The sequence below is a fragment of the Aliiruegeria haliotis genome, assembly GCF_003003255.1.
Taxonomy (GTDB): domain Bacteria; phylum Pseudomonadota; class Alphaproteobacteria; order Rhodobacterales; family Rhodobacteraceae; genus Tropicimonas; species Tropicimonas haliotis.
Window position 1 is genome coordinate 73,381 of record NZ_PVTD01000011.1, and the last position, 25,244, is coordinate 98,624.

The 25,244-nt window shown below is 63.4% G+C and carries 24 protein-coding genes; 14 read left to right on the top strand and 10 right to left on the bottom strand.

What is annotated here, in order from left to right; all coding sequences use genetic code 11:
- Nucleotides 1-6 precede the first annotated feature (6 nt).
- Nucleotides 7-1,269, top strand: coding sequence for a 3-deoxy-D-manno-octulosonic acid transferase (locus CLV78_RS19770; RefSeq protein WP_158263615.1), 1,263 nt, complete (start codon nucleotides 7-9; stop codon nucleotides 1,267-1,269).
- Entirely contained in the window at nucleotides 1,269-2,258 is a 990-nt protein-coding gene (gene lpxK / locus CLV78_RS19775) for a tetraacyldisaccharide 4'-kinase (RefSeq protein WP_106207291.1), read from the top strand. Before CLV78_RS19770 ends, lpxK begins: the two co-directional genes overlap by 1 nt.
- Before the next feature lie 8 nt (nucleotides 2,259-2,266).
- Here the strand turns inward: lpxK and CLV78_RS19780 are convergent, their stop codons facing one another.
- Both CLV78_RS19780 and CLV78_RS19785 read right to left on the bottom strand, forming a co-directional pair.
- Nucleotides 2,267-2,905, bottom strand: a complete 639-nt coding sequence (locus CLV78_RS19780) for a DsbA family protein (protein WP_106207293.1) — start codon at nucleotides 2,903-2,905, stop codon at nucleotides 2,267-2,269.
- 5 nt (nucleotides 2,906-2,910) lie between these two features.
- Complete coding sequence (locus tag CLV78_RS19785) at nucleotides 2,911-3,447, bottom strand: DUF721 domain-containing protein (RefSeq protein WP_106207295.1); 537 nt, start codon at nucleotides 3,445-3,447, stop codon at nucleotides 2,911-2,913.
- Nucleotides 3,448-3,528: 81 nt separating this feature from the next.
- On the opposite strand from CLV78_RS19785, the gene CLV78_RS19790 reads away from it, so the two are divergent.
- Both CLV78_RS19790 and CLV78_RS19795 read left to right on the top strand, forming a co-directional pair.
- On the top strand, nucleotides 3,529-4,590 hold the full coding sequence (locus CLV78_RS19790) for an A/G-specific adenine glycosylase (protein WP_106207297.1): 1,062 nt from the start codon (nucleotides 3,529-3,531) through the stop codon (nucleotides 4,588-4,590).
- Nucleotides 4,591-4,648: 58 nt separating this feature from the next.
- A complete protein-coding gene (locus CLV78_RS19795; RefSeq protein WP_106207299.1) occupies nucleotides 4,649-5,782 on the top strand; it encodes an alkane 1-monooxygenase in 1,134 nt (377 codons plus the stop codon).
- Between the two features lie 24 nt (nucleotides 5,783-5,806).
- Here CLV78_RS19795 and CLV78_RS19800 read toward each other — a convergent pair whose 3' ends face one another.
- The 7 genes from CLV78_RS19800 to CLV78_RS19830 all read right to left on the bottom strand — a co-directional run bounded on the left by CLV78_RS19800 (nucleotide 5,807) and on the right by CLV78_RS19830 (nucleotide 13,914).
- Complete coding sequence (locus CLV78_RS19800) at nucleotides 5,807-7,624, bottom strand: ABC transporter ATP-binding protein (RefSeq protein WP_106207301.1); 1,818 nt, start codon at nucleotides 7,622-7,624, stop codon at nucleotides 5,807-5,809.
- A 102-nt stretch (nucleotides 7,625-7,726) separates the two neighbouring features.
- Nucleotides 7,727-8,080, bottom strand: coding sequence for a hydroxyisourate hydrolase (gene uraH / locus CLV78_RS19805; RefSeq protein ID WP_106207303.1), 354 nt, complete (start codon nucleotides 8,078-8,080; stop codon nucleotides 7,727-7,729).
- A 478-nt stretch (nucleotides 8,081-8,558) separates the two neighbouring features.
- The gene (locus tag CLV78_RS19810; protein ID WP_106207305.1) at nucleotides 8,559-10,007 is read right to left on the bottom strand and encodes a TRAP transporter large permease; all 1,449 of its coding nucleotides are present in this window, start codon (nucleotides 10,005-10,007) and stop codon (nucleotides 8,559-8,561) included.
- Nucleotides 10,008-10,010: 3 nt separating this feature from the next.
- Complete coding sequence (locus CLV78_RS19815) at nucleotides 10,011-10,811, bottom strand: TRAP transporter small permease subunit (RefSeq protein ID WP_106207306.1); 801 nt, start codon at nucleotides 10,809-10,811, stop codon at nucleotides 10,011-10,013.
- A gap of 110 nt (nucleotides 10,812-10,921) precedes the next feature.
- Nucleotides 10,922-11,971 carry a TRAP transporter substrate-binding protein gene (locus CLV78_RS19820; RefSeq protein ID WP_106207308.1) on the bottom strand — a complete coding sequence of 350 codons (1,050 nt, stop codon included), beginning with the start codon at nucleotides 11,969-11,971 and terminating at the stop codon, nucleotides 10,922-10,924.
- Nucleotides 11,972-12,223: 252 nt separating this feature from the next.
- Nucleotides 12,224-12,898 carry a GntR family transcriptional regulator gene (locus CLV78_RS19825; RefSeq protein ID WP_106207310.1) on the bottom strand — a complete coding sequence of 225 codons (675 nt, stop codon included), beginning with the start codon at nucleotides 12,896-12,898 and terminating at the stop codon, nucleotides 12,224-12,226.
- Nucleotides 12,895-13,914, bottom strand: a complete 1,020-nt coding sequence (locus tag CLV78_RS19830) for a Gfo/Idh/MocA family protein (RefSeq protein WP_106207312.1) — start codon at nucleotides 13,912-13,914, stop codon at nucleotides 12,895-12,897. Before CLV78_RS19830 ends, CLV78_RS19825 begins: the two co-directional genes overlap by 4 nt.
- Before the next feature lie 98 nt (nucleotides 13,915-14,012).
- Between CLV78_RS19830 and CLV78_RS19835 the strand changes: the two genes are divergently transcribed.
- The 10 genes from CLV78_RS19835 (at nucleotide 14,013) to serA (ending at nucleotide 24,371) form a co-directional block, all read left to right on the top strand.
- Nucleotides 14,013-14,303 carry a putative quinol monooxygenase gene (locus tag CLV78_RS19835; RefSeq protein ID WP_106207314.1) on the top strand — a complete coding sequence of 97 codons (291 nt, stop codon included), beginning with the start codon at nucleotides 14,013-14,015 and terminating at the stop codon, nucleotides 14,301-14,303.
- Nucleotides 14,300-15,097, top strand: coding sequence for an N-acyl homoserine lactonase family protein (locus CLV78_RS19840; RefSeq protein WP_106207316.1), 798 nt, complete (start codon nucleotides 14,300-14,302; stop codon nucleotides 15,095-15,097). Before CLV78_RS19835 ends, CLV78_RS19840 begins: the two co-directional genes overlap by 4 nt.
- A complete protein-coding gene (otnK, locus tag CLV78_RS19845; protein ID WP_106207318.1) occupies nucleotides 15,094-16,320 on the top strand; it encodes a 3-oxo-tetronate kinase in 1,227 nt (408 codons plus the stop codon). Before CLV78_RS19840 ends, otnK begins: the two co-directional genes overlap by 4 nt.
- A 3-nt stretch (nucleotides 16,321-16,323) precedes the next feature.
- On the top strand, nucleotides 16,324-16,974 hold the full coding sequence (gene otnC, locus CLV78_RS19850) for a 3-oxo-tetronate 4-phosphate decarboxylase (RefSeq protein WP_106207320.1): 651 nt from the start codon (nucleotides 16,324-16,326) through the stop codon (nucleotides 16,972-16,974).
- A gap of 483 nt (nucleotides 16,975-17,457) precedes the next feature.
- Nucleotides 17,458-18,438, top strand: coding sequence for a Bug family tripartite tricarboxylate transporter substrate binding protein (locus tag CLV78_RS19855; RefSeq protein WP_106207322.1), 981 nt, complete (start codon nucleotides 17,458-17,460; stop codon nucleotides 18,436-18,438).
- A 150-nt stretch (nucleotides 18,439-18,588) separates the two neighbouring features.
- Complete coding sequence (locus CLV78_RS19860; RefSeq protein ID WP_106207323.1) at nucleotides 18,589-19,062, top strand: tripartite tricarboxylate transporter TctB family protein; 474 nt, start codon at nucleotides 18,589-18,591, stop codon at nucleotides 19,060-19,062.
- 9 nt (nucleotides 19,063-19,071) lie between these two features.
- Nucleotides 19,072-20,592 carry a tripartite tricarboxylate transporter permease gene (locus CLV78_RS19865; RefSeq protein ID WP_106207325.1) on the top strand — a complete coding sequence of 507 codons (1,521 nt, stop codon included), beginning with the start codon at nucleotides 19,072-19,074 and terminating at the stop codon, nucleotides 20,590-20,592.
- 128 nt (nucleotides 20,593-20,720) lie between these two features.
- On the top strand, nucleotides 20,721-21,143 hold the full coding sequence (locus CLV78_RS19870) for a GlcG/HbpS family heme-binding protein (protein ID WP_106207327.1): 423 nt from the start codon (nucleotides 20,721-20,723) through the stop codon (nucleotides 21,141-21,143).
- A 406-nt stretch (nucleotides 21,144-21,549) separates the two neighbouring features.
- Nucleotides 21,550-22,704 carry a phosphoserine transaminase gene (locus tag CLV78_RS19875; protein ID WP_106207328.1) on the top strand — a complete coding sequence of 385 codons (1,155 nt, stop codon included), beginning with the start codon at nucleotides 21,550-21,552 and terminating at the stop codon, nucleotides 22,702-22,704.
- Nucleotides 22,705-22,775: 71 nt separating this feature from the next.
- Nucleotides 22,776-24,371, top strand: coding sequence for a phosphoglycerate dehydrogenase (gene serA / locus CLV78_RS19880; RefSeq protein WP_106207330.1), 1,596 nt, complete (start codon nucleotides 22,776-22,778; stop codon nucleotides 24,369-24,371).
- 82 nt (nucleotides 24,372-24,453) lie between these two features.
- Here the strand turns inward: serA and pflA are convergent, their stop codons facing one another.
- Nucleotides 24,454-25,239, bottom strand: coding sequence for a pyruvate formate-lyase-activating protein (pflA, locus tag CLV78_RS19885; protein ID WP_106207331.1), 786 nt, complete (start codon nucleotides 25,237-25,239; stop codon nucleotides 24,454-24,456).
- Nucleotides 25,240-25,244: the final 5 nt, after the last annotated feature.

Here is a 25,244-nt window from a genome sequence, read left to right on the forward strand (position 1 = left end):
CCGGACTTGGACGCGCTGACCTTCACAAGACTGAAGGCCCGTTTCAATGCGTCTCATCTCAATCACCGGATCAAGTCTCAATCCGGCGACAACGAGGACGCGATACGGGAAGCGGGCGAGCGCCTCGGCCGCGCCTCCCTGCCGCGTCCTGACGGGGCGCTGGCATGGATACATGCACCCGACGGTCTGGATTGCCGGTGCCTTGACGACCTCCTTGAACGGCTCGAAACGCAGCTCGATCCGATCCACGTGTTGATAACCGCGCCGCGACGTCTCGACACTCAGGTTCTCGGCGATGACGCGCGCATCATTCAGCATTTTCCACCGGAGGACATGCCAGGCCCGATCGCTCGGTTCCTCGATCACTGGCGCCCCGATGTCGGCATATGGCTCGACCGGGCTGACAAACCACTGCTGCTCGATGGTGCCGCGAGATATGGCATGACCCTGTTTCTGCAAAACGCGAGCGCGCCACGGGATCACCATCCCCGGGCGCGTAACCTCGAACGACACCTGTTCGGACTGTTCGAGCGTGTCCTCGCTGTCAACTCGACGGAGGCCGAAAAGATCCGGACGTTGGGAGCCATCCCCGCCCGGATCGAGACAACCGGCCCGCTGCGTCCCATCTCACACCCGCCGGATTGCAACGAGTCCGAACGCGAGGCCCTTGCCGCGGCCATCGATACCCGGCCGGTCTGGATGGCGGCCATGCCGGATCCGCGGGAGCTCGACGCAATACTGGTGGCCCACGGGCAGGTCCGCCGAACGGCACATCGGTCACTGCTGCTGATTGTCCCGCGCGACGATGCCGAGGGCCCTGCAATGGTGCAGGACTTGCGGAACCGGGGCTGGCAGGTTGCAAGCCGCGAACTCGACATCGAACCCGACCCGAACACCGACATCTTCGTCGCCGATTGCCTTGAGGAGATCGGCCTGTTCTACAGCCTGTCGCCAGTGTCCTTCCTTGGCGGATCGCTTCTTGGAGCGGAGATCCCGGACCCGATGGCTCCTGCGAGCCTCGGGTCTGCCATGATCGCCGGCCCCACCATGGGCACAAACGCGGACGCCATCCGGCGCCTGCGCGCAGCCGATGCCTGCCTCCGTATCGCCCGCCCCGAAGAGCTGGGCGACGCGGTGATCGATCTGCTTTCACCCGATCGCGCGGCGACCCTGGCGTTGCACGGCTGGGATGTCGCCTCCGAAGGCAGCCAGGTCCTCGACCGCCTTTCCGCCCTGATATGTGCGTCGCTAAGGGACAGTTTCGCGTGATGCGGGCGCCGCGCTTCTGGGATACCCCGGCCGACGAACCGGCCCTTTCTGCAAGACTGCTGAGTCCGCTTGGCAGGCTCTATGCCGCAGCGACGGCACGCCGGCTGGCCGGTGGCACGCCGTACCGATCGGACGTTCCGGTGATCTGTATCGGCAACCTCAACGCAGGCGGGACGGGCAAGACACCAACCGTGATAGCTCTTGCCCAACGTCTCGGCGAGGGAACCCAGGTGGTCAGCAGAGGGCACGGCGGATCGCTGGAGGGACCGGTTCGGGTGGACGCCGCCGCTCATACCGCCGAACAGGTTGGCGACGAGCCGCTGCTGATTGCGGCCTTTGCTCCGGTCTGGGTTGCCCGGGACCGCGCCGCGGGCGTGCGGGCGGCAGCGTCTGCCGGGGCGGCTCGAATCCTGCTCGACGACGGGTTCCAGAACCCCTCCGTTCACAAGGACCTCTCGGTTATCGTGGCCGACGCGCGGCTCGGTTTCGGAAATGGGCGCTGCATTCCCGCCGGTCCCCTGCGCGAGCCCGTCCACGTCGGGCTTGCCCGCGCCGATATCGTGCTGAGCATCGGCGATCCGGCAATGCAGGCGCGTTTCAGGAGCAACTGGTCCCCGCCAATCGCCGAAGCGGGCTTGCCGCATGTGACCGGCCAGCTCCAGCCGCTCCAGACGGGGATGGACTGGAGCGGGCTGCCGGCGCTGGCCTTTGCCGGGATCGGCTATCCGGAAAAGTTCTTTGCCACCCTGCGTGCCCTCGGCGTGGATCTGAAGCGCACCGAAGCCCTCGACGACCACCAACCGTTGACCCCTGCCCTCGTGACCCGCCTGCAGAACGAGGCAAAGCTGCTCGGTGCCCAACTGGTCACAACGGAAAAGGACGCCGTGCGGATGCCGGCGCCCTTCAGACGGCAGGTGCTCACGGTCCCCGTCAGGTTGGAACTCGACGACTGGAACCCACTGGACAGCTTGCTTGACAGGCTGCCCTGAGGGGTCTTCTACTCGCCGAGCTTCTCGTCCAGCACCTTGGAGAAGTCGGCATAGTTCATGTTCGAGTACTTCTCGCCATTGATCACGAAGCTCGGCGTTGCGGAGATGTCGTGCTCCTTCGCGTTGCCCTCGTACCAGGCGACCAGGTCCTGGGCCATTTCGGCATCCTGAAGGCAGGCATTCACCTGCTCGTTGGACAACCCTGCGGTGCGTCCGATCTTGCGCAGGTTGTCAGCGATCTGGGCAGGCTCACCCGAGGCCCAGGCGCTGATATCCTTGAAGAGCAGGTCGGAAATGCCAAAGTAGCGCATCGGATCGCAGCGGGCGACCATCGATGCCCAGAGCCCGTAGCGGTCGAAGTAGACATCGCGGTGCACGAACTTGATCTTGCCGGTGTCGATGTAGTCCTTCTTGATATCCTTCAGGACAGTCTGGCTGAAATTGGCGCAATGGCCGCAGGTGAAGGAGGCGTATTCGATCACCTCGACCTTGGCGTCCGGGTTGCCCAGCACCATTTCCTGAATGGCCTCGGCATGGGCCGCGCCGACGAAGGACGGGAAGGTCGACTGACCGGGCTGGCTTTGGGAAAAGCCGATACCGACAGCCGCGATCGCGGCCAGAACAGCCAGGGTGAAAGAACGCTTCATTCGGGTTACTCCGCTGATTTCTTGGAATTTCTGAGGACTTCTGCGCCGAGATCGGCCAATGCCTTGCGCAGACCTTCGTCTTGCACATCGACAGCCATGATCTCGGCCTGTTTCTTGATTTCCCGGTCCGGCGGCCGGTGTTCGGGCACGGGAGCGGGGCCGAACTCGGCCTGCCCCTCCGCAAAGCCGGTGGGCGCGGTCTGGGTGAAACGAATGCGGGTGATGGCACTGTAGCCATAGCAGGCGTTGATCTTCTCCCGCAGTCGCGGTTCCTGCATCTGCAACATCGGCGCCTGTGCGCCTGTGGTCAGCACCGTCAGGGTCGCGCCAAAGCTGCCGCGTGCGTAGCTGACGTTGACGGGTCGGGACACCGCCGCCACGTCGGCACCGACGATCTCTCCCCAATGGGTCAAAAGGCGCGTCTCGGCAAAGCCGCGTGTCTCGCTGGCCTTGCGAATGCGCTGCGCCAGCAGGCTCGACGTCCGCTCGAAGCCCCGCCTGCGGCGGGCGGGCTGTTTTTGATCCGCGGGCTGCTTTGCCATGCCTGACATTTCCTTCGTTGCGCCCTATCTTACCCGCTGGTTCGGCGGGAACCATAGGGCGCGAGTGCCGGGGAATAAACAATGCGTGACGTCACATCGGCGCAATCTGCGCTTCTGGACTGGTATGATGCCCATGCTCGGGTGATGCCGTGGCGGGTAGGCCCTGCCGAACGCCGCGCAGGCATTGTCCCGGATCCCTATCGCGTCTGGCTGTCCGAGGTCATGCTTCAGCAAACAACCGTTGCAGCGGTGCGGGAGAAATACCTCCGGTTTACCGCACTCTGGCCACGGGTTGAGGACCTCGCCGCGGAGGAAGATGCCACCGTGATGGCGGAATGGGCCGGCCTCGGCTACTACGCCCGGGCCCGCAACCTGTTGAAATGCGCCCGCGTGGTGGCGGTCGAACACAGCGGCGTTTTCCCAGACACGCGCGACGCCCTGCTTGGGCTGCCGGGCATTGGCCCCTACACCGCCGCCGCAATTGCCGCCATTGCGTTCGACCGACCGGAAACCGTTGTCGACGGCAACGTCGAACGCGTCGTGTCCCGCCTCTATGACATCCACACCCCGCTTCCGGAGGCCAAACCCGAACTCACCTCTGTGGCCGAAGCGTTGACTCCGACCCAGCGCCCCGGCGATCACGCCCAGGCCATGATGGACCTTGGCGCCACGATCTGCACCCCCCGCAGACCGGCCTGCGGGATCTGCCCGCTGATCGCTGAATGTGCCGCACGCGTTGCCGGCACTGCGGCCGATCTGCCGAAGAAGTCGCCCAAAACGGCCAAGCCGACCCGGCTCGGCATCGCCTATGTCGCGCAGCGCGAGGATGGCGCCGTACTGCTGGAGACGCGCCCGCCCCGCGGATTGCTCGGCGGGATGCTGGGGTGGCCGGGCACCGAATGGAACGACGCTCCCGTTGCTGCTCCGCCTCTGGAGGCCGACTGGCAGCAGGTCCCGGGCGAGGTGCGCCACACCTTCACCCATTTCCACCTCCGGCTCGCTCTCCAGGTCGCTGTCGTCCCGGCAGACACCCAAACCACGCGCGGCGGTTTCCATGGCCGGGCTGACTTTCGCCCTGCCGCCCTGCCTACCGTGATGCGAAAGGCCTGGGACCTTGCGTCCAGCGCCTTGCCACCCCTTTGAAGTGGCCGACAATTGAGAATAGGCTGCGGCCCGTGATCCACCACTCGAAAGCACCACGATGATCCCGGCCTCGCAGATCGCCCGTTTCCAATCCGCTGCGCCATTCTGGCTGTCGCTCCTGATGATTCCACTCGCATGGCTGTCGGCGACCCGGGGCGGACCATGGGTATTCGCCTTGCCGCTTTTCTCCTGGGGGCTGTTCTCCTTGCTGGACACTCTGACCGGCCTCTACGAGGAGAATGCCGACCTGGAGACAACGGAGGATCAGCTCTTCTGGTATCGGCTCATCACGATTGTCTGGTTCCCGATCCAGGTCGGCGTGCTTGGCTGGCTCATCTGGTACGTGCCGGGCGCCGAGCACCTGAGCTGGCCGGAAAAGCTCATGGTGTTTTTCGGCATGGGGGTCGTCTCCGGAACCACGGGAATAGTCTATTCCCATGAACTCATGCATCAGTCCGACAAGCTTGAACGCTGGCTGGGCGATCTGCTGATGGCCTCGGTACTCTACGGCCACTTCCGGTCAGAGCACCTGCTGGTGCACCACCGCTATGTCGGCACGCCGCGCGATGCCGTCACCGCCCGCTACAACGAGGGGTTCCATCGCTTCTTCGCCCGAGTTCTGCGACAGAGCCATTCCTCTGCCTTTGCCGCCGAGAAGACGATGCTCGCCCGCAAGGACCTGCCCTGGCACCACCGCTCCAACCCGTTCTGGCGGTACTGGACACTGGAGATCGCCTTCCTCCTGGCGGCCTTGGCGATCGGTGGCTGGGCCGGGTTGGCGCTCTTTCTCTGGCAAGCCTTCGTCGCGATCTGGCAACTGGAGCTTGTGAACTACGTCGAACACTACGGGCTGACACGGAAGCATCTCGGCGAAGGCCGGTACGAGCATGTCCTACCGCGCCACAGTTGGAACGCCACCCACCGCGCGTCCAACTGGCTTCTCATCAACCTGCAGCGTCACTCCGACCATCACTACAAGCCCAGACGCCGGTTCCCCCTTCTACAGACCTATCCCAAGGACGAGGCGCCACAGCTTCCTCATGGCTACCCTGTGATGACCTTCCTCGCCATGATCCCACCGCTCTGGCGGCGGCGCATGAACCCGCGCGTCCGCGCATGGCGCAGGCAGTTCTATCCCGAGATCGACGATTGGACGCCCTACAAACAGGCCACCAATCCACTGCCACGCTAGAGGGGCACTGTTGCAGGGACCGGCCTAGAACGGGCGCAACACCTTATGGCCGGGCTCCACCTCGTCATAGACGGAAGGCGCCGGCTCGTAGTCCAGCGGGAAGACCGGCGACGGGATCGGCTTGAAATTGAGCTCATGCTCCTTCTTGCGCTTGCGCGGGTCGGCCACAGGAACGGCCGAGAGAAGCGAGCGGGTGTACTCATGCTGCGGGTTCTCGAAGATCTGCTGCCGCGACCCGATCTCCACGATACGGCCAAGGTACATTACGCCGACCATGTGGCTCACGCGTTCCACCACGGCCATGTCATGGGATATAAAGAGCAGCGATATCCCAAGCTCTGCCTGAAGCTCGATCAGCAGGTTGAGCACCTGTGCCTGGATCGACACATCCAGCGCGGAGACGGCCTCGTCGGCAATGATCAACTTCGGCCGGAGCGCGAGCGCGCGGGCGATTGCCACCCTCTGACGCTGCCCGCCCGACAACTCGTGCGGGAACCGGTTGAGAAAACTGCGTGGCAACTCCACCCGGTCGAAAAGCTCGGACACCTTGTCCTGCAACTGCCTGCGGCCCTTCGCGAGACCGAAGTTCAACAATGGCTCGGCGACCTGGTCGACAAGCCGCATCTGCGGATTCAGGGAGGCAAACGGGTCCTGGAACACCATCTGCATCTCCGCGCGAGCCTGGCGCAACTCGCTTTCCGGCATCGCCAGGATGTCCTGACCGTCGAGCCAGACCTCCCCGGCCTGCGGCTCCACCAGACGCAGGATCGACCGACCGCAGGAGGATTTCCCACAGCCCGACTCACCGACCAGCGACAGGGTTTCCCCTGCGTTCAATGTGAAGGAGACGTCCTCGACCGCGTGAACATTCGCGACGGTCCGGCGAAACAACCCGCCCTTGACCGGGAACCGCGTCATCAGGTTGCGCACTTCCAGAAGCGGCTTGGCCGCCCCTTCGGTATGTGGCTTCGTCTCCACCGGGTCCTGCCCGAGGATCGCAAGCGGTTCCGGACGAGCTTTGCCAGTCATCCCGCCCAGCTTCGGCACGGCGGCCAGAAGCGCCTGGGTATAAGGATGCTGCGGCGCCTCGAATATCTGCTCGACCGGACCTTCCTCGACCTTGTTGCCCTGGTACATGACCACCACACGATCGGCGACCTGGGCAACCACGGCCATGTCGTGGGTGATGAACAAGACCGCGGTACCGGTCTCGCGCTTCAACCGGTCGATCAGCGCCAAGATCTCCGCCTGGATTGTCACGTCGAGCGCCGTCGTCGGCTCGTCCGCGATCAATAGCCGCGGCTCGCAAGCCAGCGCCATCGCGATCATCACGCGCTGCCGCATGCCGCCTGACAACTCGTGCGGGTACTGGGTCAGGCGCCTCTCCGGCTCGGGAATGCGCACCCGCCGCAGCAGCTCCAGCGCCTGTGCCCTCGCCTCCGACCGGCTCAGCGCCTTGTGCACCCGCAGCCCTTCGGTGAGCTGCCGCTCGATGGTGAATACCGGGTTGAGTGCCGACATCGGCTCCTGGAAGATCATTGCGATCTCGTTGCCGCGGATCGTCCGCATCAGGTCGCTGCCTGCCTCCGCGACGTTTTCCACGTCCCCCGACGGGCGGGCGAAATTCAGCGTGCCATTGGCGATCCGCCCACCGCCGAACTCGACCAGACGCATCAGCGAAAGGGAGGTGATCGACTTGCCCGACCCGCTTTCCCCGACCACGCAAACGGTCTCGCCTGCGGCGATGTGGAACGACACGTCCTCGACACCGACAACAAGCCCGTCGTTGGTATCGAACTCAACGCGGAGATTCTCAATGGAAACGAGTGTATCGTCGAGCATGGTCTCTCCTTTTGGTCGCCCCGATCCTGGCGGGCGCATGCCAGGGTTGCGAGGGCGGGCGGGCCGATGCGCCTGCGCGAGGTCCGCCTGCCCGAAATTCAGTCAACTACCACGGTAGGTCGAATAGCCATATGGCGACAAGAGCAGCGGCACGTGGTAGTGGTCGTCCGCCGCCATGCCAAACCGAATTGGAACCTCGTCCAGAAACAGCGGTTCATCGCCCCCCTGCCCCGTCCGCCGCAAGTAGTCCCCGGCATGGAAGATCAACTCGTAGGTTCCGGTTTGAAACCTGTCTTCGGACAAAATCGCCGCTTCCGTCCGGCCATCCGCATTGGTGACCGCTTCCGCGATCTTGCGGTGCGAATTTCCCGTGACACGGTAGAGCGTGATCGCAATCCCCTCGGCGGGCCGGCCCAAGGCGGTGTCCAGGACATGCGTCGTCAGATACCCTGCCATTGCCATCTCCCTCCGGACGGTTCCAAGTCGCGATTCCGCTCCATGAAGGCGGGAAAGCGCCGCGATCGCAAGACATGACTTGGCGCCACCGAGCAGAAACGGCGTCCCCATGGCCCGGCGGCGCGAGGATCGCCCTGCAAATCGTGCCGAACGACGAAGAAGGCAGCGGGATTACCTGCCGCTTCGCCACGCGGCGTCCAGAGCCTTCGCCCATTCGGAGATGGGCACGAAGCAAGCAGCCCAGGCGGGAATACCCAACGTTCATCCAAAAACCCGGTACGGCGGGCTCACGCCGCTCCATGCTCCCGGTCTCTTTGCTGCGGTCGTCCGGATCGCAATAGTGTTCACCATGAGGTATTCACCTATCCCGATCCTTGGAACGCCTTGCTCGACGGCCCACAAAAAAAGGGGCGCAGCCCGCCCCTTTCTTGGTTTCAGCAAATGCACTGCCGGTCGCAGGCGCGCCCGGCAACTCCTGCTAGTTTCCGTAGGCCACCGATGGCAACCATGTGGTCAGGGCCGGGTATTGGAACACGATCAGCAGGCCCAGCAACTGAAGCAGCACGAACGGAACCACTCCCTTGTAGATGTGCGCCAAGGTGACACCCGGCGGGCAGACTCCTTTCAGATAGAAAAGGGCAAAGCCCACCGGTGGCGTCAGGAATGACGTCTGCAACGTCACCGCGACCAGGATGGCAAACCAGACGACAGATGGATCACGGACCACGTCATAGCCCGGCACCGCCAGTTCCAGCCCCTGAATGATCGGCAGCATCAGCGGCATGATGATGATGGTGATCTCGATCCAGTCGAGCAGGAAGCCCAGCAGGAAGACGATGAACAGGATGAACACCACGATCATGTATGGGTTCTGGAACGTGGAGAGCACGAGGTCCTGCACGATCTCGTCACCACCGTAGCGGCGCAGGATGAACGCGAAGAAGTTGGCCGCCAGGAAGATCCCCACGATGTAGCCGGACGTGTTGAGCGTCGACCGACTCACTTCCTTCAGGACCTTGTAGTTCAGCTTCCCGTTGAAGAGCGCAAGCAATGTGGCGCCGAAGGCTCCAAGGCCGGAGGCCTCGGTGGGCGTCGCGAACCCCGCGAAAATCGACCCGAGCACCAGCAGGATCAGGAACATCGGCGGCACGACCGCCAGCAGCACTTCCTTCACCACCGGCCAGCCGACATGTTCGGATTTCTCCGGCGCCGGCATCGAGCCGGGAGAGATCAGGCCATAGATCACGATGAAGACGATGTAGAGCGCACCAAGGATCAACCCGGGGAACAGCGCCCCCATGAATAGGTCGCCAAGCGAAATAGCCAGCTGATCCGACATGATCACGAGCATGATCGATGGTGGTATCAGGATGCCAAGCGTTCCGGCCGATGCAATGGTTCCGGTGGCGATCGGCTTGGAGTAGTTCTGCGCCATCATCGAGGGCAAGGCCATCACGCCCAGCAGCGTCACCGAGGCCCCGATCACACCGGTCGATGCGGCCAGGATGATCCCGATCAGCAGCACGGTCAGCGACAGCCCCCCCTTGAGGCCGCCAAAGAGCTTCTGCATCGACTGCATCATCCGCTGTGCGACGCCGGACTGGTCCAGCATGAGCCCCATGAAGATGAACATCGGCAACGCCACCAGAACAGGGTTCTTGACGGTGGATCCAAAGATCCGCCCCGATAGTGCAGCGAGCTTTCGGTAGTCGATACCGACACGGTCGAACTCGATGATCTCCTTGAACATCGAGCGGTGCGGATCGAGGAAGATCTCGGCGATCAGCACGAAGATCAGGCTGACCCCGACAAGCGCGTAGGCAACCGGGATGCCCCGGAACAGGAAGAAGATGAAGACGAGGAACATCGCCGCCACGGCAAGCTCATTGAGCGACAGCACATGGCCGATGACTTCAAGAATGCCCATGTGTCAGGCCTCCCCACGGTCGCGCAACCGCGCGATACCGATCATGAGAATGGTCAGCACCAGGGAGATGATGACGGTATATTCGATTTCCTGCGTGCCGATCTCGACCTCGCCAAAAACGGGTTGCTTGGTGATTGCGCGGTCCTTCACCTCATCGGGCGAGGTTGTCAGGCGCGTGAACCACCAAAGCGCGTAGAAGACGCAGAGATTCACGGCGTACATCGTCGACGGGAAGGCATAGAGCAGGCGCTTCCAGCGAACCGGTTTCGTCAGCCGTTTCAGCAACCGGATGTAGGCCGACCATGTGGCTATGGCGATCAGGATGAACGCAAGGTTCATCAGGATCTTCAGGATCCATAGGTTGTGCAGGCCGTTCGGGCTGTCCGATCCCTCTCCGGCTGCAACCGAGGAGATCGCATAGTGCAGCGTCAGGTCCCAGCACAGGATGACAAAGGGCAGGAACAGCCAGACGAGACCGAATATCTCGATCCGTGTCTGCTTGTCCGGCTTGTAATTGTCGAAAAGGATATCGACCCGCACGTGGCTGTTGGTCGTGACCGCGTAGGCCACGCCGGTCAGCACCGCGATGCCGTAAAGCCACCACTGTAGGTCGTCGAGCCAGGCCTGGTTCATGCCCGACGCGCGCAGAACGACCTGGGAGCAGATCGCGACCATTAGGATCGGGAACAGCCAGGCGACGACATTGGAAATGCCGACAACGAGCCGGTCGCCCCTGTTGTGTTCGGCGCGGCCAATCTCGCCCGGATCGTACAAGGCAACGACGGCGTCTTCCGGTTCCGACATGAGAATCTCTCGATTTCGATGGAGTGATTGATGTGGTCGCCAAAGGGCGGTCCACACCGCAGGCGGGACAGGGCCTGTCGGCCCTGCCCCGGTATCGTGTCAGCCGTGCATCAGTTGCGCGGACGCGGCAGGTAGATCGTGTCGCCCCAGACCTTGTAGCCGGCGCGGAACTCCTGAAGGTCATCCCAGACCTCCTTGAAGTAGGCGTCTTCGGCAGCCAGCTCGGCGGCAACTTCGTTCCAGGCACCCTCGAACGTGGCGAGCTGCTCGGGCGTCCAGGACTTAATCGTCACGCCGTTGTTCTCTGCATTGTCCACCATCGCGGCGAAGTTCTTGGCTTCACCCTCGGCGTAGTTGGTGGTGATGTTGGCCAGACAGGCAACCTCGATCTGCTTCTGGGCGCGCTCGTCCAGACCTTCCCAGACGTCCTTGTTGACCAGCAATTCGAACATCGTCGCAGGCTGGTGCCAGCCCGGGAAGTAGTTGTACTTGGCAATCTGGTGGAAACCGAGCCGCGCATCGATCAGCGGCATGGAGAACTCAGTCGCGTCGATGGCGCCGCGTTCCAGGGCCGGGAAGATGTCGCCGCCCGCCAGCAGGGAGGTCGAAACGCCAAGACGTTGCATGACTTCGGCACCCAGGCCGAAGAAGCGCATGTTCAGACCCTCCAGGTCTTCCAGCGAACCGATTTCATTCTTGAACCAGCCGGACGTCTCCGGAGCGATGATGCCGCAGGGCGTGACGTGAACGTCGTAGCCGTTGTCGTCATACATTTTCTGGAACAGGGCATGGCCATCGTCATAGAGCATCCATGCAAGGAACTCGCCGGCTTCCGGACCGAAGGGAACGGCCGCGAAAAGCGACGCGGCGGTGATCTTGCCCTGCCAGTATCCGGAGGTCGTGTAGGCGGCATCGACCGAACCGTTGGAAACGGCGTCGAGCGCTTCGAGGGTCGGCACAAGCTCGCCGGGATCGAAATGCTCGAACTCGACCGCCTCGGAGATGCCGTTGATCTTCTCCACGAAGTCGATGGCCGCGGTGCCCAGAATCGGCAGGTTCTTCCCGAAGGCCGAGGTCATTTCGAGCGTTTCCTGCGCGCTCGCCGCGCCGGATACCGCCATGGATGCGCCGGCCACAAGGCCGAAGAGTTTAGTGTTCATGTTGTCCTCCCAAAGTTTCCCGGTATTGGTTCATTATTATTACCAATAGCGGCATTTCTGCCCGTCCCTCGGACAGAATTTCAATACCCACAAACACGGAGCAACCTCTTTCGGGTCACTATGGCCAATGCCTGTGGACAAAATCCTCCCTTTTCGAAATGCCCGATCGGGCACTTTCTCCCGGTTTGCATGGTCCTCGCATGGGGCCACATGTCAACACCCGTCGGCGACTGCACCACTGATTCGGGCCGTTCAGATATGCCTGAGACCGTGGCGGCGCAGCAGATCGGTGATCAGAACGCGCGCCTGACGACGGTGATCGCGGTGCAATTGGCCAGCGGCCTCGGCATCACACCGCAGGATCGCATCGCAGACCGCCCGGTGCGCCGCGTTTGAATCCGACGGCGCCGGACGCAACCAGAGCGTGACGGCACGAGCGCGCCGCACCTGGTCGCTGTACATGTCGAAGATCATCTCCGCGCGCTTGTTGTGTCCAAGCAGGATCAGCGCCCTGTGAAACGCCTCGTCGGCTGCGGCCCAGGCCTCCCGGTCCTCGGCCTCAAGGGCAGCGTCCATTTGGGCCATTGCCTCTTCAAGCGCCCGAACCTCTTCCGCGGAATGACCGGCATCGGCCGCCTTCTCGGCGCACATACCCTCGATCTCCGTCAGGATCTCGTAGATTTCCTCCATATCCTCCGGAGAGATCGGCGTGATCCGGACGCCGTGCCGCGGCCGGACTTCCAGCAGCCCCTGGCTCTCGAGCCGCAGGGCCGCTTCCCGAACAGGCGTCCGCGACATGCCGAGGATCTCGGCCAGTTCGGCTTCGAGATAGGTCGATCCCGGCATCAGGTCCCCGGCAAAGATCATCTCTCGCAGGGTGTCCTGTGCCTTGGCTGTGTTCGACTTCGGTCGCGGCGCGTCGCTCATGGGCTCACATCCTGTCTGCTCCCGGCCTGGTCGGAAGCGTATATTGCCTCCTCCATCTCGATGACCTTCAGGTAGTCACGGGCACGGTTCTCCAGCTCTCCTTCGCCCCTCATGAACTTGGCGACATGATCGCAGAGCATGAAGACGCAGTCACCGCCAAAGGGATGCCCGACATAGGGCTCCATCAGCACCGTTTCCTCCATCGCATGAAACTTCCGCAACCAGACGGAGCCATCGCCATGCAGACTCAGCGTCCCTTCGGTGCCCTCGATCAACCCTTCACCCATTGTCATCCTGTGATTCTCGGCCTTGTGGTCCAGCAATCGGTTGCCATCGAAGATCGACCGTACCCCGTTGCCGTGATCGAAGAGAATATAGCCTGCATCCTCTCCCGCAATGACCGGGTTCATTTTTCTGAGATCGGCATAGACCGAGTGTACGGGCCCCATCAGGTACCGGAACGTGTCCACCCAATGCACCGCGGTCTCCCGCACCAGGAACTTCTCCATGGTCTGGAAATAGGGCTGGCGGTCCAGATAGGCCTCCGGCCCTTGCCCGTCTCCGGGCCGCAGCCGGAAGGTGCATTGCAGGACCGTGCCGATATCGCCACGGTCCATTGCCGCTTTCATCACCCGGTACCAGGGCTGCCAGCGGAAATTCTCATGCACCACGAGGTTGGCGCCCGCCGCCTCGGCGACCTCGGTCACCTCGATCGCCTCTTCGTGGCTGGTGCAGAAGGGCTTCTGGCACACGATCATACGGCAACCGGCGTCGATCGCGTCCTGAACGGCCTGCTTGTGGGTCGGCGGGTTGGTCGCGATGTCCACGATATCGGGCACACCGGCCGTCTCGAACAGCTCTACAAGACTGCCAAACGCGGGAAACCCCGTTGCCTCGGCCTTGGCCACCGTCCGGTTCGCCACGCCAATCAACGTCACGTCGTCCATTCGGTCCCAGGCTTCGTGGTGGAACCCCGCGAAGTATCCAGCGCCGAGAACGGCTGCGGTCATGGCCATGGTAATTTCCCTCTTGATGCGGCTTGCGTATTTATCAACGCATACGTAAAGTATTGCAAGCCCCGCTGGCGGGGCAGCCTGTCGAGGGAGGAACCGGCATGTTCGCAGTCACCGTCATCTTCCGCACCGCACCGGGCGCGATGGAAGCCTTCCTGCCCCTGATGCGCGCCAACGCGGCCACGTCGCTAGCGGAAGAACCGGGGTGCCGGGTCTTTGATGTCTGCACCGACCCGTCGCGACCGGACGAGGTCTTCCTCTACGAGATCTACGATAGCGAGGAGGCGTTTCAAATCCACCTGAAATCCGCGCATTTCCTCGAATTCGATGCGAGTGTCGCGGCGATGGTGGTGAAGAAAACCGTCGCGACCTATCGGGAGGTTGCCCGATGACCTGGCAGGTTCACGCGGTCAAATACGCAGATCGAAACGCCCGGACGCGGGCCGATTCCTTCATGTTCGACGACGATCACGCGGCGCCGCACGCAATGGACTACTTCATGTGGATCCTCCAGGACGGTGCGCGGACGATCCTTGTCGACACCGGCTACGATGCGGATGAAGGCGCACGGCGGGATCGCCCGATCCGGCTCGACCCGCGGGAGGCGCTCGCGCCGCTGGGCATTCGGCCAGAGGAGATCGACACGCTCATCGTCACCCACCTGCACTACGACCATGCGGGCGGGTTGCACCTCTTTCCCAACGCGACCCTCCACCTGCAGGAGGCGGAGATGGCCTATGCCACCGGTCCCTGCATGTGCCACCGCGCGCTCAACCATCCATTCACCGCCGAGCATGTCTGCGAGGCGGTCAAAAGGGTCTATGCCGGCCGCGTGGTTTTCTACGACGATTTCGGCGAGGTCGCGCCGGGCGTCACCGTCCACAGGATCGGGGGCCACTCGCGCGGTTTGCAGGCCGTGCGGGTCGATACCGAGGCTGGAACGATGTGCCTCGCCTCCGACGCCGCGCACTACTATGAGAATGCCTTTGCCGGAAAGCTGTTCCCCATCGTCGCGGATGCGGAGGACATGTTGCGCGGTTTCGACCGGATCATCTCTCTCGCATCCCACAAGGGGCTGCTCATTCCGGGGCACGACCCGCTCGTGCGGGAGCTGTTTCCCTGCCATGATCAGGCCGAGTGGATTCACCGGCTGGACCTGGGACCAATGAAGGAGTTGCCGTTTTGAAACTGGGTGTCATCGCAGACGACTTTACCGGCGCATCCGACATCGCGCTGGCATTGGCCGAAGGGGGCATGGCCACGGTGCAATACGGCGGCCTGCCCGACGGCCCTGCCGACAAAGACGTACAAGCCGGCGTGATTGCCCTGAAGTGCCGCACGATCCTGCCGAAAACGGCCGTCGAACAGACCTGCGCCGCCGCCGACTGGCTGTTGGCTCAGGGCGCCGAGCAGATCATCTACAAGGTCTGTTCCACCTTCGACTCGACCAGGGAGGGCAATATCGGGCCGGTCGCCCAGGCGCTCGCCGAGAAGCTGGGCGAGACAGCGGTGCTGGTCTGTCCAGCCTTTCCGGAGAACGGGCGCTCGGTCTACCAGGGCCATCTCTTCGTTGCCGACACGCTGTTGTCGGACAGCGGGATGCGGAACCATCCCCTGACGCCAATGACCGACCCCGATCTGCGGCGCTGGCTTGCCCACCAGACAAGCTGGCCCGTGGCGCACCTTCCGGCGGCGACGGTGTTTCAAGGGGCCGGTGCAGCACGTGCCGCACTTGCGACCCACGCCCGCGCGATGGTCATCGGGGATGCCATCAGGGACGAGGACCTGCGCACGCTGGGTGCGGCCGCCAAGGGACGCCGGCTGCTGGTCGGAGGCTCGGGCATCGCGCTTGGACTGCCGGCGAACTGGGACATCGCGCCCGCACCGATCCCGTGGGACGGAGAAGCCGGCCCCGGCGTCGTGCTTTCGGGGTCCTGCTCGGTGGCGACACGCGGCCAGGTGGAGACCTATTCGGCCAAGGCGGCTACGTGGGAGATCACGGCGGAAGCCGCCATGGCGGGCAACATCGATATCGACGAGGTCTCCGAATGGGTGCTGGCGCAGGACACGGCGCCGCTGATCTACTCCTCCGCCGATCCGAAAAAGGTCTCTGCCGCCCAGAAACGCTTTGGACGGGAAGAATCTGCGGAGGCCATCGAGACGCTTTTCGCCCGACTTGCCGCGAGGCTGGCCGAAAAGGGCATCGGTCGGATCGTGACCGCGGGCGGTGAGACCTCCGGCGCGGTCACGCAGGCGCTAGGCGCTGACCGGCTTCGCATCGGCCCGCGCATCGCCGCGGGTGTGCCGGCCTTGAGGGTGGACGGCCGACCGTTGGTCCTCGCGCTCAAATCCGGGAATTTCGGTGGCCCGGACTTTTTCGCCGAAGCCCTGACGCTTCTGAAAGGCTGAGAGATGACGGAGGAAACCCGCGCTCGAGAGGACATCGCCCGCTTTGCAAAGTCGATCTTCGATCGTGGGCTGACTGGCGGTTCCTCCGGCAATATCTCCATGAGGCTTTCCGATGGCACGGTGCTCGTGACCCCAACGGGCTCCTCGATGGGCAATCTCGACCCGGCGCGGATCAGTCATCTGGACGAACGGTGGACCTTGCTGTCCGGCGATGCGCCGACCAAGGAGATCCCACTTCACTCCGCGTTCTACGAGACGCGCAGCCGGACTGGCGCCGTTGTGCACCTGCACTCCAGCCATTCCGTCGCCCTGTCGGTCCTGCCGGACACGAATCCGGACAATGTCCTGCCTCCGCTCACGGCCTATTCGATCATGCGGCTCGGAAAGGTGAAACTTCTGCCCTATTTCATGCCCGGCGATCCGGCCATGGGCGATGCTGTCCGCGGACTCGCGGGGAAACGCTCCGCCGTCCTGCTGGCCAACCATGGACCCGTCGTGGCCGGCAAGGACCTCGATGCGGCCGTCTACGCCATGGAGGAACTGGAAGAGACTGCGAAGCTCGCCCTCCTGACCCGTGGAATGAACCCGGTGATGCTGAGCGGGGCGCAAATCGGTTCGCTCGTCCGGAAATACGACGTCGAATGGGTCGATTGACTGCGGTCGTTTAGCCCGCGCCCGATCCGCCGTCCCCTCCGTGCACGCCTGACGACACCTGATAGCGCCAACCCTTTCGGGACTTCCCACCGAGTCGCCGGCTTGAGTTGTCATTTTTTGCAACACGTCGATTACAAATGTTGCACTTCAGGCTTGAACGCACACCTGCGTGGCAGCGTCATACTGACACTCTCCGGTCGCACGCCGCGCTTCTGCCATCCGGCGGGGATCGCGGACGCAACGGATTAAGGCGCTGTTTTCAAGTTGATTTCACTTCAGTCTGGTTGCAAAGGCAGAAAAATCGCCTGCGCATGGCCCGACACGCGCCCGCCTGCCGCACCGACCGATTGGCGTTGAATTTGTCACCTCGGTCGGTATGAATCCGGCGAGGTTGGAGTTTGGAAGCGCGCTGCGCCTCATTCCGGACCGCGCGGCGCTGAAACCGACCGGTCAAACCGCAACGCATCTATTGGGAGGATGCTCATGCTACGCAATGCTCTTACACTGGGACTCGGAATCGCTGCCTTCGCCGCAGGCACCGGGCTTTTTGCCGATGCCGCACAGGCCGAGTATCCCGAGCGCCCGATCACCTGGGTTGTGCCGTGGGGCGCAGGCGGCGGAACCGACGCCACCAGCCGGATGCTCGCCGGACTTATGGAAAAGGAACTCGGCGTGCCCGTAAACGTCGTCAACCGGGACGGTGGTTCGGGTGTTGTCGGGCATTCGGCGATCGCGACCGCCGAACCCGACGGCTACACCATCGGCACCGTGACAGTCGAAATCGCGATGATGAAGCATGCAGGTCTGACCGACCTGGACTACACCGGCTACACGCCGCTCGGCCTGTACAACGCCGACCCGGCCGCCTTCCACGTTGCGGCCGATTCCGAGTTCGACACCATTTCGGACTTTCTCGAGGCCGCCAAGGCCGAACCGGGCAAGATGAAGTCTTCGGGCACCGGTCAGGGCGGTATCTGGCACCTCGCCATGGCCGGCCTGCTGGTCGAGGGCGGGCTCGGCGCCGATGCTGTGCCTTGGGTGCCTTCCAAGGGGTCGGCCGCAGGCTTGCAGGATCTGGTCTCGGGCGGTGTGGACATCGTCTCCTGCTCCTATCCCGAAGCCGTCTCGCTGGTCTCCGCCGGCAAGGTGAAGTCGCTGGCCGTGATGAGCGAAGAGCCGCTGGCCGATGCGCCGGATGTGCCGACCGTCAAGGGTGAAACCGGCATTGACCTCATGATCGCCACCTGGCGCGGCGTGGCCGGCCCGGCAGGCCTTCCGGAGGACGCGACCGCCAAGCTGTCTGCCGCGCTCGAAGCGGCCTGGAATTCGGAAGAGTTCACCGGTTTCATGGCTGAGCGTGGTTTTGGTAAAGTCTGGATGGACGGCCCGACCTATGGCCAGTTCATGGCCGACGCTGATGCAGCCAACGGCTCCGTGATGGAAGCCGCAGGACTGTCGAAGTAAGCGATCGGGCGCGCCGCCCCCTGCTCGGGTCGGCGCGTCTCCCTTCCCCTCTCCCCCCAGAACGGAGGGCGAGCGGCGAACGCCCCTGCCGGACCGCGCCCGCACGCTAGCGGATCTCCGGCGCGGATCCGGGCAATCACTGGAGATGACATGAAGATCAGTGACCGCCTCACAGGCTGCTTTCTGCTGGTGTTCGCCACGGCCATCCTGTTCGAAGCCAGCAGTTTTCCGGTGATCCCGGGCCAATCGATCGGGTCCGCCCTGCTGCCCAACATCGTGGCCATCGGCCTGATCGGCTGCGCGATCATCCTCATCGTTTCCGACCTCGTCGGCTCACCGCGTCCAAGGCTGGCAGAGGCGGGCGACTGGATCACCGATCCCCGGCGCCTGCTTCGCGTGGGCATCGTGTTGCTGGGAACGGCGAGTTTCATCCCCTTCATGGACGTGATCGGATTCCCCGTTCTCAGTATCACTGTCCTGTTGGCCTTCCTTCTGTCGCTTCGGGTGGACATCCTCACCGCGATCCTCGTCTCCGTGACGGCGTCGCTGGCGATCCACACGCTTTTCAGCAAGGTCTTTCTCGTGCCCCTGCCATGGGGCGTCCTGCAATCCATCGCCTGGTAGGTCGCGACCATGGACAACCTGATCAACGCATTCGCCCTCGTCGCAGATCCCTCTGTTCTCGGCGTCATCCTCGGCGCTTCGATCTTCGGCCTCTTCGTGGGGGCGATCCCGGGACTCTCGGCCACCATGGCCACGGCGCTGCTGGTGCCGCTCACCTTTTTCATGGAGCCGCTTCCGGCCATCGCCGCCATCGTGAGTTCCGTCGCCATGGCGATCTTCGCCGGCGACATCCCCGGCGCCATGCTCCGTATCCCTGGCACGCCGGCCTCGGCAGCCTATGTCGACGATGCCTACCAGATGACGCTGCGCGGACAGGCAGAGCGGGCGCTCGGCATCGGCCTTGTCAGTTCCGTCTTCGGCGGGCTGGTCGGCGCTGTCATCCTGACCACCGGCGCACCGTTCCTGGCGGAATTCGCTTTCCAGTTCAGTACCGTCGAGTATTTCTGGCTCGCCTGCCTCGGGTTGAGCTGCTCGGTCATCATCTCACGCGGTTCCCCCGTCAAGGGATTGGTGGCGCTGCTGATCGGACTGTTCATCTCCACCATCGGCATCGACGTGACGGGCGGGCACCCGCGGTTCACGTTCGGCTCGATCGACCTCATGGGCGGCGTCAGCTTCATCCCCGCGATGATCGGCATGTTCGCCATGACCGAGATCCTGCGCTTCGCCATGGCAAAGCAGCACAACACCGCCTCGGTGCCGAAGTCGAGCTCATCGGTCTATGGCGGCCAATGGCAGATGATGCGCCGGAACAAGGGCAACCTGGCTCGCGGCAGCCTTATCGGGACCGTGGTCGGCATCCTGCCCGGAGCCGGTTCCGACATCGCCGCCTGGGTCTCCTATGCCATGGCCAAGAAGTTCTCGCGCACGCCGGAGAAGTTCGGCACCGGCCATGACGAGGGGCTGGCCGCCGCAGGGTCGGCCAACAACTCGTCCCTGAGCGGCGTCTGGATCCCGGCACTCGTCTTCGGCATCCCCGGCGATTCCGTGACCGCCATCGCTATCGGCGTTCTCTTCATGAAAGGGATCACGCCCGGCCCGATGGTCTTTGCAACCCAGGCTGACCTGACCTACGCGATCTTCCTGACCTTCTTTGTCGCCAACATCCTGCTGCTGTTCCTGGGGTATTTTGCGATCCGCGGCGCCCGCTACGTGGTGCAGACACCGGCCCGGCTGCTGATGCCGATCATCCTCCTGTTCTGCATAGTCGGCTCTTTCGCGATCACCAACAGCGTCTTTGGCATCGCCATCATGCTGGTGCTGGGGATCATCGGCTTCCTGATGGAGGAGAACGGCTTTCCCATCGCCCCCACCATCCTCGGGATCGTGATCGGCCCGATGCTGGAGGACAATTTCATGGCCAGCGTCATCAAGGCCGACGGCAACATCATCGGCTTTTTCGACCGCCCGGTGGCCGGAACGCTTGGCGCCATCACCGTCCTGATCTGGACCGTGCCACTGATCTCGATGGCCATACGGGCCATTCTCCGGCGCTGGACCACGGCCGAGGCACAGGACCCGCGCAGCTGAATGCCGGCGCATCGCGCGGTGGTACCAGCGCCGGCATCAGCCCCACTGCTGGTGCCGACGCCCCCGTTCCCCGAAACGACACGGCAGGCAGACGCCGCCCTTCCCGGACAACGACAAAGGAGTGACCGATGCTGACAATCAAACGGCTGGACCTTGACGACGCACGAATGCTGATCGACGGCGCCAGAGCCAAGGCCGAAGAGATCGGCGTGCCGATGGCAATTGCCGTCACGGATGAAAGCTGCAACCTGATCGCCTTCGAGCGGATGGACGGGAGCAAGCCGCCGGGGACGCAATTCGCCATCGACAAGGCCTTTACCGCAACGGGCACCTGGAAAGGGACGCACGAACTGCGCGAGGCCTGCCAGCCGGGCCAGCCGGCCTATGGCATCACCGCCTCCCATGGTGGCCGGATGGTCGTGCTCACCGGGGGGCTGCCGATCGTCGTCGAAGGCAACGTCGTGGGCGGCATTGGTGTCAGCTCGGGCTCCCCCGATCAGGACCTCGCGGTGGCCGAGGCTGGCATTGCCGCGCTGTTCGGGACGACCTGACCGCGCGCTGTCACGTGCACCGGAACGCGCCAGCGGTGGCCAGCCTGCCGGACGGCCGTCGTCGGTGACCCGATCTGGCGCCTGATCTCAGATGCGTGCGACGGCCGCACGACATCTGTGCGGGTGCTGCCCTCGTTGCTGGCAAGACAGTCGCAAGATGACACACGTCCCGCGCGGCTCCGACCCCAATCGCAATGGGGTGTACGCGTGTAAGAGCGACCGCGTTTTGCAACCGCTTTTCTTTCCGCGCCGATCGGTGACCCAGGTTTCCGATCCGATGCACGCGTGGCTGCAATCGCAGATCGGGGCGACCACACGGGGGTTGTCATACGATTGGCATTCCCGTAGGTCCGGCGGCGGGACACCTCTCCCCAACGAGAGGCAGATATCTGGAAGGATACCAGCAATGGCAAACTCCGCTCCGGCCACGCGGCCGGTCAATCCGCGTTTTTCCTCTGGCCCCTGTGCCAAACCCCCTACATTTTCGCTCGATGTCCTGAAGGATGCTGCCCTCGGCCGTTCGCACCGTGCCGCCATCGGCAAGGCCAAGCTCAAGGATGCCATCGAGACGACTCGCGAAATCCTCGGCATCCCCGCCGACTACCGCATCGGCATCGTGCCCGCCTCCGACACCGGTGCGATGGAAATGGCCATGTGGTCGCTTCTGGGCGCGCGCCCTGTCGAGATGCTCGCCTGGGAGAGCTTTGGCTCGGGCTGGGTGACCGACGTGGTCAAGCAACTCAAGCTCGACGCCGTGGTCAAGACGGCTGATTACGGCGAGATCGTGGACTTCGGGTCGGTCGATTTCGACCGCGACGTCGTCTTCACCTGGAATGGCACCACCTCCGGCGTCCGCCTGCCCAACGGCGACGCGATCCCCGCCGACCGGGCCGGTCTGACCCTTTGCGACGCCACTTCCGCCGCCTTCGCGGTGGACCTGCCCTGGGACAAGCTCGATGTCGCCACCTTCTCCTGGCAGAAGGTGCTGGGTGGTGAAGCCGCACATGGCATGCTGATCCTGTCGCCACGCGCGGTCGAGCGGCTGGAGAGCTACACCCCGGCCTGGCCCTTGCCGAAGATTTTCCGCCTGACCAAGGGCGGCAAGCTGATCGAGGGGATTTTCTCCGGCGCCACGATCAACACCCCCTCCATGCTCGCGGTCGAGGATTATCTCTACGCGCTGGAATGGGCAAAGTCGGTCGGCGGCCTACAGGGCATGATCGCCCGGGCGGACGCCAATACCGCCGTGATCGAACGCTTCGTGGCCGACAATGACTGGATCGATTTCCTCGCCGCCGACCAGGCAATCAGGTCGAACACCTCCGTCTGCCTGAAGTTCACGGATAATCGCATTGCCGATGGCGCCGCGTTCGCCAAATCCGTGGCAAAGCGCCTGGACTCCGAAGGCGTTGCGCTCGATATCGGCGCCTATCGCGATGCCCCGGCGGGCCTGCGCATCTGGTGCGGTGCGACCGTGGAGACATCCGATCTCGAGGCCCTCGTGCCATGGCTTGTCTGGGCCTTCGAAGCAGAGATCGAAGCCCAGCTGGCCAACGCCTGATCCATTGCGCGGCCTCCACACCGGAGGCCGGCTCACCCAGATTTCAAAAACGTCCGCCAAAGGAGCTTCCAATGGCCCCCAAAGTTCTCGTCTCCGACAAGCTGTCGGAAACCGCCGTCCAGATCTTCCGCGACAACGGCATCGAAGTGGATTTCCTGCCGACCCTCGGCAAGGAAAAGGACAAGTTGCTCGAACTCATCCACAACTACGACGGCCTCGCAATTCGCTCGGCAACCAAGGTGACCGAAAAGCTGCTGGAACGTGCCGACAACCTGAAGGTCGTCGGACGCGCCGGGATCGGCGTCGACAATGTCGATATCCCCGCAGCATCCAAAAAAGGCGTGATCGTCATGAACACGCCCTATGGCAACATGATCACCACCGCCGAGCACGCCATCGCCATGATGTTCGCGGTCGCGCGCCAGATCCCCGAAGCCTCCGCCTCCACCCACGCCGGCAAGTGGGAGAAATCCCGGTTCATGGGTTCGGAGCTTACCGGCAAGACCCTGGGCGTGATTGGCGCAGGCAATATCGGTGGCATCGTTTGCGAACGTGGTGTCGGCCTGCGGATGAAGGTTATCGCCTATGATCCGTTCCTCTCCGACGAGCGCGCCGCGAAGCTGAACGTGACAAAGGTGGAGCTGGACGAACTGCTGCAACGGGCCGATTTCATTACCTTGCATGTGCCGTTCACCGAGAAGACCGCGAACATCCTCAGCCGCGAGAACCTTGCCAAGACCAAGAAGGGCGTTCGGATCGTCAACTGTGCACGCGGCGGCCTGGTCGACGAGGAAGCACTGGCAGAAATGCTGAAATCCGGTCACGTGGCCGGTGCCGCCTTCGACGTGTTCGCCAAGGAACCGGCCACCGATAACCCCCTCTTCAACCTGCCCAACGTGGTCTGCACCCCGCACCTTGGCGCCTCCACCACCGAGGCACAGGAAAACGTGGCGCTTCAGGTGGCCGAGCAGATGTCGGCCTATCTCAACACCGGTGCCGTCGAGAATGCGCTCAACATGCCGTCAGTGACGGCGGAGGAAGCGAAGGTCATGGGGCCGTGGCTGAAGCTGGCGGAGCACCTGGGGGCCTTCATTGGCCAGATGACCGACGAGCCGATCAAGGCGATCAACATCCTTTATGACGGCAAGGTCGCCGAGATGAACCTCGACGCGCTCGGCTGCTCTGCCATTGCCGGTGTAATGGCGGCGTCGAACCCCGACGTGAACCTTGTCTCCGCGCCTGTTCAGGCAGCGGAACGCGGCATCCAGATTTCCCGCACGACACAGGCGAAATCGGGCGTCTTCGACAGTTTCGTCAAGCTGACCGTCGTCACCGACACCCGCGAGCGCTCCATCGCGGGAACCGTGTTCTCCGACGGCAAGCCGCGCTTCATCCAGATCAAGGGCATCACGATCGACGCAGAGATCGGCGCCAACATGCTCTACACGACCAACGAGGACGTGCCAGGCATCATCGGCACCCTTGGCCAGACCATGGGCGCGAACGGCGTCAACATCGCGAACTTCACGCTGGGCCGCTCCGAGCCGGGCAAGGACGCGATTGCCCTTCTCTATGTGGATGCCCCGGTCAAGCCGGCCGTGATCGACAAGCTCAAGGAAACCGGCATGTTCCGCAATGTCAGCCCATTGGCGTTCAACGTCGCCTGACCCGCCGGACATCGCAAAAGGAAGCCCGCGAACCGGGAAACGGTTCGCGGGCTTTTTTTGGTTTCTGATTGTCGGACGTGGATCAGCTGGCCACCAGTCCGCGGGACCGGAAGATGTCGCGTGCCGCCTCGGCTTCATCGCGCGTCGGGGTTGGTGTGTCGCGCAGCTTGTACTCCAGACCGAGCTGATCCCACTTGGATGTGCCCATCTGGTGGAACGGCAGGACCTCCACCATTTCCACCGCATCGCCATAGCTCTGCACGAGGTCGGCCATGCCCTTGACCTCCTCGGGCGCGTCGCTCCAGCCGGGCACCAGCACGTAGCGGATCCGCATCTGCTTGCCCAGGCGCAGCAGGCGCTGTGCGAAATCGAGGGTCGGCTGCAAAGGCTGCGACGTCAGTTCGAGGTAGCGCTCGGGATTGATATGCTTGATGTCGAGCATCACCAGGTCAATTGGGTCGAACCAGTCGTCCTCGACGTTTCCGTGCAGAAAACCCTGCGTGTCCAGCGCAATATGCAGCCCCCAGGCATCCTTGATCGCCTTCGCAGCTGCGCCGACGAAGGGGGCCTGCATCATCGGCTCGCCGCCTGAAAACGTGACCCCGCCCGCGAACCTGAGGAAGTTGGCGTATTTGCCAACCTCGGAGAGCATGTCTTCAAGCTCCACCGGCCGACCGTTGTGCAGCTTCCAGGTGTCGGGGTTGTGGCAGTAGAGGCAGCGGAACTGGCATCCCGCCATGAAGAACACGAACCGCATCCCCGGCCCGTCGACGGCGGCGCCGGTTTCCACGGAATGCAGGTAGCCGTGGCAATCCACATTCTGGATACTGTCGAGCACCTCTTGGGGGATGGGGAGGGAATATGCCATGCGCG